The following is a 14301-nucleotide window of genomic DNA, read 5'->3' as shown; positions in this document are numbered from 1 at the left end:
GCCGTTACCGGCCGCCCCCGTCGCCGTCCCAGCGGGCCCGCCGCATGTCGAGGCGCGGTATGTGGCCCTCGGCGGCGGCCGACGCCGCCTTCAGCGGCGTCCCCTCGTCGCGGTAGTGCGCCAGCGCCCGCAGCTCGCTCCCGGGCAGCAGCACGCCGTCCGCGCGCACCACCCGCCACCAGGGCACCGCCCCGCCGTAGAGGGCCATCACCCGCCCCACCTGGCGCGGGCCTCCCTCGTCCAACCACTCCGCGACATCGCCGTACGTCATGACCTTGCCCGCCGGGATCAGCTCGGCGACGCCGAGGACCCGTTCCGCGTACGCGGGCAACTCCGCGGGCGCGTCCGTATCTCCGGTCCCACTCATTCGGTCCATCCTGCCGTACAGCACCGACAATGGCCTTGGACGCCCGGTCCCGCGCTCGCCGGGGCAGGTCCGGGAAGCGGTCGAGCGGCTGTGCGGGGGCTGTGCTTCCGCTTCCCGCGGCCCCCAAACGCACCCTGATGCCTCCCCGGACCGGACGGCCGTGCCACCATCTTCCGGACGGTGACTGGTGATACGAGATCAAGAAGAGACGGCCGAGCAGCAGGGTGCGGCGCCTCCACGGGAGGCGGGCGCCCCTGATGCGCTGACCGACGCCGGCACCGCCCCGGAACCGACCGCAGTGACCGAGCGGCAGCAGGGGCCGCGGGCGGCGGAACAGGGGAAGCACCAACGGAAGCCGGCCACGGCTTCCGCGACCGAAAAGGCGAGCACGATCGAGAAGGCCGAACGACCCGAGGCGTCCGAGAGGCCGAGACGGCCCACGGCGCCCGAGCCACCCGAGCGGCACACGGGGGAGAAGCAGCCGGACGAGCAGCCGGAGCACCACAAGGCCGCGGACAGCGCACCCGGAGGCGCGCCCCGGACGGGCTCGCACCGCGACGAGCCGGGCGCCGAGGGCTGCCGCGACTTCCCGGCCGACCGGCTCGCGGTGGACGAGCCGCTGCTGCCCGCCCGGGTGCACCGGCCCGCCGACCTGCTGCGGCTGCTGCTCGGCATCGCCGGGATCGCGCTCGTCCTCGCGCTGGCGACGTTCGCCCACGGCACCACCCAGGGGCTGAAGAACGACATCGGGCAGAGCGCGGGGGCCGCGCCCCAGCTGCTGATCAACCTGGCGGGGCTGACGTCCAGCGTCGCGGTGCTGATCGTGCCGGTGGCCTTCGCGGTGGAGCGGCTGATCAAGCGGGACGGGCTGCGGATCGCGGACGGCGTCCTGGCCGCCGTACTGGCGCACGGGGTGTCGCTGGCCACCGATCTGTGGGTCGCCGAGGCGGCTCCCGCCTCGATCCGCAGCGCGCTCACCCAGCCGCTGGCCAACGGGTCGCTGTCCGCGCCGGTGCACAGCTATCTGGCGCCGGTGATCGCCTATATGACGGCGGTCGGGATGTCCCGGCGGCCCCGCTGGCGGGTCGCGATGTGGTGCGTCCTGCTGCTGGACGCGTTCGCGGTGCTCATCGGGCGGTACACCACCCCGTTCGCCATCGTTGTCACGGTGCTGATCGGCTGGACCGTCGCCTTCGGCACCCTCTACGCCGTCGGCTCCCCCAACGTCCGCCCCACGGGCCAGAACCTCCTCGCCGGACTGCGCCGGGTCGGCTTCCGGCCGGTCAGCGCGATCCGTGCGGAGGACATCGCCAACCCGGACCACCCCGAGCACAGCGACCGGGGCCGCCGCTACATCGTCAGCCTGGAGGACGGCCCGCCGATCGACGTCACCGTCGTCGACCGCGAGCAGCAGGCGCAGGGCTTCTTCTACCGGGTGTGGCGGCGGCTTTCGCTGCGCGGCATCAACCAGCGCCGCAGCCTCCAGTCGCTGCGCCAGGCCCTGGAGCAGGAGGCGCTGCTGGCGTATGCCGCGATCGCCGCGGGGGCCAACGCGCCCAAGCTGATCGCCACCTCCGAGCTGGGCCCGGACGCGGTGATGCTGGTCTACGAGCACATCGGGGGCCGCAGCTTCGACTCGCTGGCGGACGAGGAGATCACCGACGCGCTGATGCACAGCGCCTGGCGACAGGTCGCCGCGCTCCAGTCGCGGCGGATCGCGCACCGGCGGCTGGTCGGCGACGCCCTGCTGGTGGATCGTTCCGGCGACATCGTGCTGACCGAGCTGCGGGGCGGTGAGATCGCCGCCGGAGACGTCGTGCTGCGGATGGACATCGCCCAGTTGCTCGCCACCTGCGGACTCCGGGTCGGCGCCGAACGGGCGGTCGCCGCGGCCGTCGCGGTGCTCGGCCCGGACGCGGTCGCCGACAGCCTGCCGCTGCTCCAGCCGATCGCGCTCAGCCGGACCACCCGCGCCACGCTGCGCCAACTGGCCCGCGAGCGCGCCAAGCGGGAGCGCGAGGCGGTGCTGGCCGCCTCGCAGGCCGCCAAGGAGGCGCGCGAGGCCCGGGAGGCCCACGGCCCCCAGGACCGCAAGGCGCTGCGGGCCGTGCGGAACGCGGAGAAGACCGCCGAGAAGCGGGCCCTGGAAGAGGCGTCGGAAGAGGCCCTGGAGGAGGATCTGCTCGCCCAGATCCGCCGGCAGGTGCTGCTGATCCGGCCGACCGCGGTGATCGAGCCGGCGAAGCTGGAGCGGCTGAGCCCGCGCATCCTGATCAGCTGGATCGCCGGTGCGTTCGCGGTGTACGTGCTGCTGTCGCAGCTCACCAACTTCAACCTGGGCGACGTGATCAACCAGGCCCGCTGGGTGTGGGTGCTGGTGGCGGCGTTCTTCTCGGCGCTGACGTACGTCGCTGCCGCGATGAGCCTGCTGGGGTTCGTCACCGAGAAGGTCTCTTTCGTCCGGACGCTGCTCGCGCAGGTCGCGGGCGACTTCGTGAAGCTGGTGGCGCCCACGGCGATCGGCGGGGTGGCGCTCAACACCCGCTTCCTCCAGCGGGCCGGGGTGCGCCCCGGCCTGGCGGTGGCGAGCGTCGGCGCGTCCCAGCTGTTCGGACTGGGCAGCCACATCGTGCTGCTGCTGGCGTTCGGCTATCTGACGGGCACCGAGCACGCGCCGCAGATCTCGCCGTCCCGGACGGTCATCGCCGGTCTGCTGACGGTGGCGGTGCTGATCCTGGTCGTCACGGCGGTCCCGGCGCTGCGGAAGTTCGTGGTGACCCGGCTGCGGTCGCTGTTCGCCGGTGTGGTGCCGCGGATGCTGGACATCCTCCAGCGTCCCCGGAAGCTGGTCACCGGCATCGGCGGGATGCTGCTGCTGACGGTGGCGAACGTGATGTGTCTGGACGCCTCGATCCGGGCGTTCGGCGGCGGCGACAAGATCAGCTATGCCGGTATCGCGGTGGCCTTCCTGGCGGGCAACGCGCTGGGCTCCGCGGCTCCGACGCCGGGCGGGGTGGGCGCCGTGGAAGCCGCGCTGGTCGGTGCGCTGACCTTCGGCGGGCTGCCCGCCGACACGGCGCTCCCGGCGGTGCTGCTCTTCCGGCTGATGGTCTTCTGGCTGCCGGTGCTGCCGGGCTGGATGGCCTTCACCTTCCTGACCCGCAAGGGCGAGATCTAGGGTCTGTCCGCCGGCACGCACGAAGGCGCCGGTCCGGATCGCCCGGACCGGCGCCTTGCGCGTCGCGCACACCGCTCAGTAGACGGGCTTCTCCGGCTCGACGGTGTTGACCCAGCCGATGACGCCGCCGCCGACGTGGACCGCGTCGGCGAACCCCGCGGACTTCAGGACCGCGAGGACCTCGGCGGACCGGACGCCCGTCTTGCAGTGCAGGACGATCTTCCTGTCCTGCGGCATGTCCTGGAGGGCGGTGCCCATCAGGAACTCGTTCTTCGGGATCAGCTTGGCGCCCGGGATCGACACGATCTCGAACTCGTTCGGCTCGCGGACGTCGATGATCTCGATCTTCTCGTCGGCGTCGATCCACTCCTTGAGCTGCTTCGGAGTGATCGTCGAGCCGGCCGCCGCCTCCTGGGCCTCCTCGGACACGACACCGCAGAAGGCCTCGTAGTCGATGAGCTCGGTGACGGTCGGGTTCTCGCCGCAGACCGCGCAGTTGGGGTCCTTGCGGACCTTGACCTGGCGGTACGTCATCTCCAGCGCGTCGTAGATCATCAGGCGGCCGACCAGCGGCTCACCGATACCGGCGAGCAGCTTGATGGCCTCGTTGACCTGGATCGAGCCGATGGAGGCGCAGAGCACGCCGAGCACGCCGCCCTCGGCGCACGAGGGCACCATGCCGGGCGGCGGGGGCTCCGGGTACAGGCAGCGGTAGCAGGGGCCGTGCTCGCTCCAGAACACCGACGCCTGGCCGTCGAAGCGGTAGATCGAGCCCCAGACGTACGGCTTGTTCAGCAGCACGCAGGCGTCGTTGACGAGATAGCGGGTGGCGAAGTTGTCGGTGCCGTCCACGATCAGGTCGTACTGGGCGAAGAGCTCCATGACGTTGGTGGAGTCGAGGCGCTCTTCGTGCAGGTTGACCGTGACATACGGGTTGATGCCCAGCACCGTGTCCTTGGCGGACGCGGCCTTGGAGCGGCCGATGTCCGCCTGGCTGTGGATGATCTGGCGCTGCAGATTCGACTCGTCGACCTCGTCGAACTCGACGATGCCCAGAGTGCCGACACCGGCCGCGGCCAGGTACATCAGCGCGGGTGAGCCCAGGCCACCGGCGCCGACACACAGCACCTTGGCGTTCTTCAGCCGCTTCTGCCCGTCCATTCCGACATCGGGAATGATCAGGTGGCGGGAGTACCTGCGGACCTCGTCGACGGTGAGCTCCGGAGCGGGCTCGACCAGGGGTGGCAGCGACACGGGGACTCCGTTGGTCGGTCTCGATGGGGTTCCCCCGCCCGGCCGGAGCCGGAAACGGCGGAGATGGTTCTTCCCGTAACACTGCCACGCCCTTCTTCATTCCGAGACACCCGGTCCGATGCGCGAGACAAATCTGTCCCAGTAGCCGGGCAGCGACTCCCAGGCACCGGCGGCGGTACCCGCCCCGGTGGCCCGGCGGTCGGTGAAGTACACCGTGCCCGCCCCCTGCCAGCGCGCGATCCGCAGTGCCTCGTCCAGATGCGTCCGCGGTACGCCGTGGACGAGATGGCAGAACCGGTGCGGCGGGTGGTCCGCGGTCCACTCGGCCACCTGGGACCAGCGGTAGTCGGCCCAGGCCCCGGCGAACGTGACGAGCTGGTCGGCGGATTCGGCGTAACCGGGGTGCGGATGGGTGCCGTGCCCGAAGACCAGATAGGCGCCGTCCCGGAGCGCGCGCAGGGTGCCGGCGAGCCGCCGGACGAAGGGCACCATCGTCCGGTCCGTGGGGCAGCGGTCCAGCCAGAAGCCGTCGACCCGGTACCACTCCAGATAGCGGTGGGCGTCGGAGACCAGCTCCGCGAAGGGGCGGGCGCCCCACCCCAGGTCCAGGTGTCCCAGCAGGCGGACACCCGTCTCACGAATGCGTGCGGCGGCAGGTGTGCAGTGCGGGTCCGGACGGACCCCGGGCCCGTCCGCGACGTTCAGCACCGCCCAGTGCAGCCGCGCCGGCGGCCGGCGGCCGGCACCGGAACCCCCTCCTCCACGCTCCGGCATCCGCACCGGCCCGCGGGCGCAGCGCAGCAGCTCGGCCCACTCCCCCGGCGCCAGCAGCGGATGCGCGAAGCCCGGCACCCCGACGCCCAGCGGCCCGGCCCCCGTAGGGGCGCGGCTGGTGTCCAGGGGGGTGCTCAGATACGACACGCCGCCTCCATCCAGATGTCGGCCAGGGACTCCTCCAGTCCGATCCGGGGGCGCCAGCCGAGCCGGTCGCGGGCGGTGCGCACATCGGCCTGCTGCCAGGTGCCGCAGCCGTCCGGATACGGGTAGGTGGCGGGCGGCGAGCCCACCGGATGCCCCTCGGGTCCCGGGCCGGGGATCACCAACCGGGCCGGCGGGGAGTCGAGTTCGTGCAGCGAGCCGCCGAATCCGGCGACCCGGGCGAGCACCGCCGCGGCCTCCCGCAGCCGTACCGCGCGGCCGGTCCCGATGTTGACCACGCCCTGCGCGGCGGACAGCGAGGCCGCGTGCACCGCCCGCGCCACGTCCCGTACGTCGACGAAGTCGCGCTGCACGCCCAGCCCGCCGAGCTTGAGTTCGTTGTCGCCGGACTGCATCGCCCGGCGCATCGCCTCGGCGAGCCGGCCCAGCGGGGACCCGGCCGGGGTGCCGGGGCCGACCGGAGAGAAGACCCGCAGCACGACGGCGTCGAGCCCGGAGCCCAGGACCAGTTCGGTGGCGGCCAGCTTGCTGACCCCGTACGGCCCTCCGGGGCGCGGCACCGCGTCCTCGGCGGTGGACGAGCCGGGCTGCGAGGGCCCGTACTCGGAGGCGCAGCCCAGGTGGACGAGGCGGGCGCCGCAGCCGCTGCGGCGCAGCGATTCGCAGATGGTGGCGACCGCGACGGTGTTGTGCCGGGTCAGCTCCCGGGCGCCGCCGCGGGTGGCGCCCGCGCAGTTGACGACCACGCCGGGGTGCACCGCGTCGAGGAAGCGGGTGAGCGCCCCGGGGCTGCCGGTGGCCAGGTCGAAGCGTACGTCGGCGTCATCTCCCCGGCCGAGGGCGGTGAGCTGGACGGCGGGGTCGGCGAGCAGGCGGTCGGCGACATAGCGGCCGAGGTACCCGTTGGCGCCGATGAGCAGCACCCTCATCGTGCGGCCCCCCGGTGCCCGTGGCGTGTGGTCGGGTGGACGTTCATGTGTCGACTCCTCATGCGTATCGAGGGAAGCGGGGGAATTCCGCCGGCTCCGGCCGCGGGTTCGGCGTCCGCCCATGGGGGCGGGGGCCACGTGCGGGTGGGGTCCGCGGCGACGGGGACCGGGGATTCCTGGGAGACGGCATCGGGGCGCCTCCCCGGGGGTGGTGCGTGGTCTGCGGTCACGGCCGGCCCGCCTCTGCCGGCGCGAGGGGCGCGGGCGGGTGGGCGCAGGCGCCGGTGAGCGCCCGCAGGCCGTGGACGAGGAGGCCGAGCGCGGCGGCCGTGCAGGCGGCGGCCGGGACGGCGGCCGGTCCGGCGGCGCCGGCCAGTGCCGCCACCGGGGCGCCGAGCGGCGCCAGACCGGGCAGCCGGGCGGCCAGTACGAGCGCCGGCGCCAGCGCCTCCAGGGCGGCGGCGGCGCCGATACCCGCGGCGGCGGCCCGCGGGAAGCCGTGGACGGCGAGCAGCCGGGCGAGGAAGAGCAGGACGCCGAGGGAGGTCGCGGCGGCGCCGGCGGTCCAGCCGTCCGCCGCGCCCCCGAAGGCGAGCCGGGCCGCGGCCAGCAGCGCCGCCACCGCCCCCAGGAAGACCAGGGTGACCCCGGCCAGCAACGGCCGTACCCGGGCGGCGAGTTCGGTGAGCCCTCGACTGGCGGCGAGCCCGCGCCGGCCGCGCACCGCGAACCAGTGGGCGCACCAGGCCGCGGGGGCGACCGCACAGGCCAGCCCCACCGCGCTCGCGACGGCCGCCCGCGGGTGGGCGGCCGGCAGAGCGGGCCCGCCGGCCAGCAGCTGCCCGAGCAGCCAGTCCCCGTAGACCGCGTACGCCGCCGTCCAGCCGACCCACAGCACCGCCGTACGGGACCCGGCGGCGCCGCGCCGCAGCCGCAGCGGACCGGACCGGACGGCCAGCCGCACGGCGAGCACGGCCAGCAGCAGCCCGGCGGCGTCAACTCCGGTCCGTACGAGAGACGTTGAGCCGGCGGTGGACTCATGGGCGGCGACCGCCGCGGCGCACACCGCGCCCGGCAGCAGCTGTACCGCCCCGCGCACGGACCGGTACGGCGGGAGCTCCCCGGGCACCGGCCCGGGCTCCGCCGGGAGCGGTTCCTCCGCGGCGGCGTCCTGCTGTACGCGCGGCACCCGCGCGTACAGCTCCTCGGCCAGCGAGAAGACATCGCGGTGCCGGAAGCGCGCGGCCGTCCGGTCGGTGACGCCGTGCGCCTCCAGGCCGGCGGCGATCTCCAGCGGGTCGACCGCCCTTTCGCACAGGGCGCGGTGACGGTACATCAGGACCTTTACCGGGTCGGCGGTCATACGCCGTCTCCTCTCCCTGGGCCGGGCGCGCGGACCGCGTCCGGCACGCCCGCCGCCCCTGCCATGTCCGGCACGCTCACCACGCCTGCCGCACCGCCGGCTCGCCGGCCGCGCCGTACCGCTTGCACCGGCTCCGCCTGCACTCCCCCTCCGCCAGCGCCCAGCTGGGCGTGCGGGCGGCGGGGCCGGCGGCGGCCCAGCGGCCGGGCACATGGGACTCGGCGGGGCGCTCGAAGGGCCGCGGTACGCCGTCCCGGGCCGTCGCGCCGTACGCCGCCGGGCCGGCCGGGGCGTGCGAGATCAGGTCCAGGTAGATGCCGCGGAACGCCGCGATGTTCTGCTCGACGGTGAACAGTTCGAGGGCCCTCGCGCGGGCCGCGGCGCCGAGGCGGGCCCGCCGGTCCGGGTCGGCGAGCAGCGCCCGGCAGGCGTCGGCCAGCGCACGGGGATTGCGCGGCGGGACCACCAGGCCGGTGCCACCGATGATTTCGCAGACCGCGCCGGTGTCGGTCGAGACCGTGGCCCGGCCGCAGAACATCGCCTCCACCAGGGAGCGCGGAAAGCCCTCGACGACGCTGGAGAGCACCAGCACCGTCCCGGAGGCGTAGGCGTCCTCCAGGGTGGGCGCGTCGGGGCTGCCGATCTCCTCGAAGCTGACCGGGTTCTCGCCGGCCGTACGGGCGTCGGCCGCCTCGTCGGGGAAGAGCTGGGCGGCCAACGCCCGGCACTGGGCGCGGTAGCCGGCCGCCTCCGGGTCGCCGCCCAGGCCGCCGATGATCCGCAGTGTGGCGGCCGGTTCGGCCCTGCGGACCTCCGCGAAGGCGTGCAGCAGCCCGATGAGGTCCTTGGCGGGCTCGATGTCACCGACCCACACCAGGGCCCGGGAGTCGTCCGCCGCGGCGTCCGCGACCTCCGCGAACCGGCCCGCGTCCATGCCCGGGTAGACCGTCCGCAGCCGGGCCGGGTCCGCGCCGCAGTGCTCCTGCCAGCGGCGGGCGTGGGTGTTGCCGGGGGTGATCAGCGCGGCCTGCGCGTAGGTCTCGGCGGCGAGCGCGCGCCGGAAGGCGGCGAGCAGGGCGCGCACCGGTGCGTTCAGCGGCTCCGCGGCGCCCGCGAGGTAGTGCTCGCGCAGCCGTACGCCGTGCTCGGTGACCAGGAGCGGGGTACCGAAGAAGTGCGTGGCCAGCAGTCCCGGGAGCGCGGCGGCGCCGCCCGAGGCGGCATGGCACAGATCCACCCGGGCCAGCCCGGTCTCGCCGTACCAGTCCAGGGACAGCGGGCGGAGCGCCGATTCCAGCGCGTCGGCGACCGCGAGCAGGTCGGTGAGCTGCCCGCCCCGGGCGGCGGGCAGGGCACCGGGGCCGCGGCAGATGCCTTCGAGGATGCGGACGGCGTCCTCGGAGCGGAGCAGCGCGGGCAGCGCGGCGCCGGACCGGGCCAGTTCGGCAAGCCCGTAGAGGCCACTGGCGAAACGGTCCGCCTCCCCGCCCACGGCGGTGTGCTCCACCGCGGGCGGGGTGGCGAAGGCGGCCACCAGGTCGCCGAAGTGCCCGGCGAAGCGGCGCCGTGCGCGGCGCCCGGCGGCGCGGCCCCGGCGGTCCTCGGCGGGGCGCCGGCACGCCACCGGGAAGTCGCCGGACAGCGGCGCATGCCCCACCAGCCGTACGTGGTCCGGCAGTTCGCGGTGCCCCCGGTGGCCCCCGGTCTCCTGGCGGGCGTCGGCGGTCAGCGCGTAGATCTCGAAGTCATGGCCGGTGAGCCCGCGCACGAGTCGGTCGCACCACTCGTGCGACTCACCCGACGCATACGGATAGCCACCCTCGGTGAGCAGTCCAATGCGCACGGCTGCACCCCCGCCCTCCCATATCGGCGTCCTCGCGCGACGGTCTCCCCGTCACCGCAGGAAGAAGCTACGCAAAGGGGCCGGTGGCGCGATGGACGGTTGTCCATCGCGCCACCGGAAGGGGTGAACACACGTAACTTTCCACCCCTCAGGGCGTTTCCGTGCCCTATGGGGCCGTTGGGCGGGCGCGTCCGGGATCAGGACGCGGCCCGCGCCTCCCGGCGGCCGGCCGCCACCTGCGGATCCGGCACCGCGACGGCCGCCGCACCGTCCCTACGCACAGGGTGTCGCACACCCTGTCGAGCGGTCCTCCCCCGACGGGTGCCCGCGCACGCGACGCGCCCCGCCGCATCGCGGCCCCCGCCGGCTCACCGACCGGTCGGATACGGCCAGGAGTTGGGCCGACAGGTCACGCCGTCCGTCGTCAGGAACTTCGTCTGCTGCATCATCACCGGCGCCAGCGCGCCCTGCCGGGGGCAGGCCTCGTGGTTGCGCCCGAGCCGGTGCCCGACCTCGTGGTTGATCAGCATCTGGCGGTACGCCAGCATCTTGTCGGGCCCGTAGGTCTTGGCGCCCTGTGCCCAGCGGTAGGCGTTGATCATGACCCGGTCGGTGGCCGCGGAGTCGCAGGAGACGTTGTCCTCGCTGGTGTCCAGACCGGACTTGGCGCACCACTTCGCGGTGGTCCCCGGGCTCGCCAGCGAGATCACGAAGTCCGCGTCGCCGGACGCCACCCGCTGGAAGGTCCGCTGCCCGCCGTGCGCCCAACTCCGGTCGTCGTTCAGCGTCTTGTGCACCGCTTCGGCGAACAGCGCGCCGTCCAGCGGGAGTCCGTCCTCGATGTCCACGCGGTAGCGCAGCACCTTGCCGTGGCCGGGCGCCTCGGCGTCACCGCCGACCGGCGTGAAGTGGCCGCTGGCGGTCAGCTTCGGGTCCAGCGGGAAGACCCGGGCCATCTGGGCGGCGTAGCCGGCGGGTTTGGCGTCCTGGCCGGTCCGGGTCTGCGACCGGGACGCCTCGGTGCCGCCGTCGGCACGGTCGTCCCCGCTGTGGGACTGCCCGCCGTCGCCGTGCTTCTGCTGGTCGGCGACCTGGCCCGCGACGACCACGGCGAGCACGGTGGTCACCGCCGCTGCCGCCGCGCCGGTGAACGTCCGCCCCTTGGCGCCCTTCCCGGCACCGCCGGAGCGGGTCCCGGTGGTGTCGTCCGGCCCGTCCGGCCCGTCCGGCCCGTCCGGCCCGGCGCTCTCCGCGGCGAGTTCCTCCTGCCGGTCCAGCTCCGCGATCCGCTCCCGGTCGAAGACCACCGACCGCCCGGTGAAGTGCCCGTCCCGCGGCAGCCGGCCGTCCGCACCGCCGCCCTCCGGGCCGTACGGCCGGGCGCCGGGCGCCCCAGCCCGGAACACGTCGTCGGCGGCGTCGTCCGCATCGTCTGCGCCGTCCGCACCCGCCGGGAATCCCCCGGCATCGCCCCGGAACGCGGCCAGGTACTCGGGCCGCGGACCCGGCCCGCTGCCCGGCGCCGCGAGCGGCGTACCGAACACCGACGCCTCCGGTTCGGCGGCCCGCGGCCTGGGAATCCTCGGCGTCCCCGCGGCGGGGGCGCCCGGTCCGGCCGAGCCGGGGAACGCGCCCCAGCCGCCGCCCGGTTCACGCTGCTCGGGATGGCCGCCGCGGACCCCGTCGCCGCTCTCCGGCGGCCCGGCCGCCATCCGCCGGCGCCGCCCCGGCCCCGGGCTCGCCGGCGGCCCCGCCGCCCCTGGCGGAACAGACCTGTCGGCTGCGTTGTCCTGCCGGTCCCGGCGGCTATGGCGTCCCACTGGGCCTGTCAGCTCCTGCCCGTGTCGGCCGTCGCGCCGGTCACCGCCGCGCCGGTCACCCTCGTAACGGAATCGAGCAGCTCGCGGAATTCCCGCGCCACCGCCTCCGGATACTCCATCATCGCCACGTGTCCCGCCTCCGGCAGCGTCACCAGCCGCGAACCACGGAACGCCGCGGCTGCCCGCCGCGCCATCCGGTGGGAGACGAGGCGATCGCGTCCACCGTAGACGAGAAGGGTGGGCGCCAGGACCCGTTCGGCCTGACGCCACAGTCCGTGCTGCCCGCCGAGGGTGTAGGCGTTCACCACACCGCGCGCGGTGCGCTCCATCGCCTCCCAGAAATACGGGAGTTCGTGCCGCCGTACGTATTCGTCGACCGCGGCGTTGAACCCCTCGGGGGTGACCCGGGCGGGATCGCCGTAGCAGAGCGCCAGGACCTCGCGGGTGCGCTGCTCGGGCGTCCACTCGCGGGTGAGCCGGCGGAACAGCCGGGCGACGGCGGGGATCGCGAGCAGCGCGGTCGGCAGCGCGGTCACCTGCGGCGGGATCTCCGGCAGCGCGGGCGAGATCAGCGTCAGGGTGCGGACCAGATCGGGGCGCGCCGCCGCGACCCGGGTCACGACGGCGCCGCCGAGGGAGTTGCCGATCAGGTGCACGGGGCCGCGGCCGGCCGCGTCGAGATAGCGGATGACCGTGCGGGCCTGGGCGTGGACCGAGTAGTTGCCGTCGTCCGGCGGCGGCGAATCCCCGAAGCCGGGAAGGTCGATCGCCTCGGCGGCCACCCGGTCGGCGAGCAGCGGCATCAGGGCGGACCAGTTCAGCGAGGAGCCGCCCAGGCCGTGGACGCAGAGCGCGGGCTCGCGGTCCGAAACGGCGGCGTTCGCCCGGTCGGCGGCATCCGCCTTCGGCGGCGCGGCCGGGGTCCGTACGTTCAGCGTCAGGCCCGGCAGCGTCACCCACCGCACCGTCTCGCCCCCGGCACCGGTGATGCCGGGTCCGGCCGGCGGCACCGGGAGGGCGGCTGCTGTCGCGGTGTCCGGTGGCTCCGTCGAAGACATGCTGTCGATGTTACGAGACGATCACGCCCCCGATTGTGTGTTCGCGGTCACACACCGCATCGCGCTGCCGCAACCGCTCTCCTAGGCTCGTATCAAGGGCAGCCGCCCGCCGCGGGCCGCCGCCCCGGAAAGCACCGGAAAGGGAACCACCATGCGCGTCGACCCGACAGACCCGGACACCTTCGAGGACGAGGCCACCACTGCGAACTTCGCGGACATCGACGTGGAAGCACCGGAAGCCGACGCCGCCGAGCAGCACACCGACCTCGCGCCGCACCGTGACGACACCCTCACCGGCGGCGACCCGGACACCGCGAACGAGGCGGACCGCGCCGAACAGGCCCGGGTCGTCGAGCTGAACGAAGACGAATACCGATGACCTGGGACGTTATGTCGGCTTCCGGGAGCGGTGCCGGACAGAATTTCTCGTCGCGGACCGCACACAGCCCCGTTACCCAAAAGTACGATGACGGGCGCGGCGCACCATCTTGTACGGGCCGCGAACGGAACGATTCCTGGGAGGCAGCGTGAGCGCCATCGAGCAGACCGAGGCGGCACGCCCGCGGGGCACACGCCTGCCACGCCGCGCGAGGCGGAACCAGCTTCTGGGCGCCGCGCAGGAGGTCTTCGTCGCGCAGGGCTACCACGCCGCCGCGATGGACGACATCGCCGAGCGGGCGGGCGTCAGCAAGCCGGTGCTCTACCAGCACTTCCCCGGCAAGCTGGAGCTCTACCTGGCACTGCTGGACCAGCACTGCGAGGCGCTGCTGCACTCGGTGCGGACGGCCCTGGCGTCGACGACCGACAACAAGCAGCGCGTGGCCGCCACGATGGACGCCTACTTCGCCTACGTGGAGGACCCGGGCGGCGCCTTCCGGCTGGTCTTCGAGTCGGACCTGACCAACGAGCCGGCCGTCCGCGAGCGGGTGGACAAGGTGTCCCTGGAGTGCGCCGAGGCGATCTGCGCCGTGATCGCGGAGGACACCGGGCTGTCGCAGGACGAGTCGATGCTGCTGGCCGTGGGGCTGGGCGGGGTCTCCCAGGTGGTGGCCCGCTACTGGCTGTCCTCGGAGAGCCAGGTCCCGCGGGACACCGCGGTGCAGCTGCTGACCTCGCTCGCCTGGAAGGGCATCGCCGGATTCCCCCTGCACGGCAGCGACACACACTGACCGTGTTCGCTGCTGGCGTGCTCGGTGACGTCCTGTCCGTCCCCGTGCCGGGCTAATGTGTGCTGCGTACAGCGCGGATGGCCGCGCACCCCAACTGACCGTCGGAGGGACATAAGCCGTGGAGGTCAAGATCGGCGTGCAGCACGCGCCCCGCGAGATCGTTCTGGAGAGCGGGCAGTCTGCCGAAGAGGTCGAGCGCGCGGTGAGCGACGCGCTGAGCGGCAAGTCGGAGCTGCTGAGCCTTACGGACGACCACGGTCGCAAGGTCCTGGTCGCGGCGGCCCGGGTGGCCTACGTCGAGCTCGGCGAGCCGACCGCCCGCAAGGTCGGGTTCGGCGCCCCCTGAGCAGCAGGGGCGCCGTAGCAGGCACGTAGAGGACA

The 14301-nt window shown here is 74.1% G+C and carries 12 protein-coding genes; 4 read left to right on the top strand and 8 right to left on the bottom strand.

Features of this window, described 5'->3' with window-relative positions; translation table 11 throughout:
• Positions 1-4: 4 nt before the first annotated feature.
• Positions 5-367 (bottom strand): MGMT family protein, encoded by a 363-nt coding sequence (locus IEZ17_RS01005; RefSeq protein ID WP_308427576.1) that lies wholly within the window; start codon positions 365-367, stop codon positions 5-7.
• A gap of 187 nt (positions 368-554) precedes the next feature.
• On the opposite strand from IEZ17_RS01005, the gene IEZ17_RS01000 reads away from it, so the two are divergent.
• Complete coding sequence (locus IEZ17_RS01000) at positions 555-3545, top strand: lysylphosphatidylglycerol synthase transmembrane domain-containing protein (protein WP_189295320.1); 2991 nt, start codon at positions 555-557, stop codon at positions 3543-3545.
• A gap of 75 nt (positions 3546-3620) precedes the next feature.
• On the opposite strand, the gene moeZ is transcribed toward IEZ17_RS01000, so the two are convergent.
• The 7 genes from moeZ to IEZ17_RS00965 form a co-directional block, all read right to left on the bottom strand.
• Entirely contained in the window at positions 3621-4799 is a 1179-nt protein-coding gene (gene moeZ, locus IEZ17_RS00995) for an adenylyltransferase/sulfurtransferase MoeZ (protein ID WP_189295318.1), read from the bottom strand.
• A 96-nt stretch (positions 4800-4895) separates the two neighbouring features.
• Positions 4896-5720, bottom strand: a complete 825-nt coding sequence (locus tag IEZ17_RS00990) for a spherulation-specific family 4 protein (protein WP_189295316.1) — start codon at positions 5718-5720, stop codon at positions 4896-4898.
• On the bottom strand, positions 5708-6667 hold the full coding sequence (locus IEZ17_RS00985; protein ID WP_189295313.1) for an NAD-dependent epimerase/dehydratase family protein: 960 nt from the start codon (positions 6665-6667) through the stop codon (positions 5708-5710). The genes IEZ17_RS00990 and IEZ17_RS00985 overlap by 13 nt, the downstream gene beginning before the upstream one ends.
• Before the next feature lie 226 nt (positions 6668-6893).
• A complete protein-coding gene (locus tag IEZ17_RS00980; RefSeq protein WP_229851647.1) occupies positions 6894-8030 on the bottom strand; it encodes a hypothetical protein in 1137 nt (378 codons plus the stop codon).
• A 76-nt stretch (positions 8031-8106) separates the two neighbouring features.
• Positions 8107-9873 carry a DUF3492 domain-containing protein gene (locus IEZ17_RS00975; protein ID WP_189295311.1) on the bottom strand — a complete coding sequence of 589 codons (1767 nt, stop codon included), beginning with the start codon at positions 9871-9873 and terminating at the stop codon, positions 8107-8109.
• Positions 9874-10241: 368 nt separating this feature from the next.
• Positions 10242-11585 (bottom strand): DUF3152 domain-containing protein, encoded by a 1344-nt coding sequence (locus IEZ17_RS00970; protein ID WP_189295309.1) that lies wholly within the window; start codon positions 11583-11585, stop codon positions 10242-10244.
• A 116-nt stretch (positions 11586-11701) separates the two neighbouring features.
• Positions 11702-12751: an alpha/beta fold hydrolase gene (locus IEZ17_RS00965; RefSeq protein ID WP_189295307.1), complete on the bottom strand. Its 1050-nt coding sequence runs from the start codon at positions 12749-12751 to the stop codon at positions 11702-11704.
• Positions 12752-12902: 151 nt separating this feature from the next.
• On the opposite strand from IEZ17_RS00965, the gene IEZ17_RS00960 reads away from it, so the two are divergent.
• The 3 genes from IEZ17_RS00960 to IEZ17_RS00950 all read left to right on the top strand — a co-directional run bounded on the left by IEZ17_RS00960 (position 12903) and on the right by IEZ17_RS00950 (position 14266).
• On the top strand, positions 12903-13130 hold the full coding sequence (locus tag IEZ17_RS00960; RefSeq protein ID WP_189295304.1) for an Rv3202a family protein: 228 nt from the start codon (positions 12903-12905) through the stop codon (positions 13128-13130).
• Positions 13131-13278: 148 nt separating this feature from the next.
• On the top strand, positions 13279-13920 hold the full coding sequence (locus IEZ17_RS00955) for a TetR/AcrR family transcriptional regulator (RefSeq protein WP_189295301.1): 642 nt from the start codon (positions 13279-13281) through the stop codon (positions 13918-13920).
• A gap of 118 nt (positions 13921-14038) precedes the next feature.
• A complete protein-coding gene (locus IEZ17_RS00950; protein WP_189295299.1) occupies positions 14039-14266 on the top strand; it encodes a DUF3107 domain-containing protein in 228 nt (75 codons plus the stop codon).
• Positions 14267-14301: the final 35 nt, after the last annotated feature.

Source organism: Streptomyces albospinus (assembly GCF_014648695.1).
Classification (GTDB): domain Bacteria; phylum Actinomycetota; class Actinomycetes; order Streptomycetales; family Streptomycetaceae; genus Streptomyces; species Streptomyces albospinus.
Note: the sequence above shows the minus strand (reverse complement) of the source record. Positions and strands in the feature narration are given on the sequence as shown.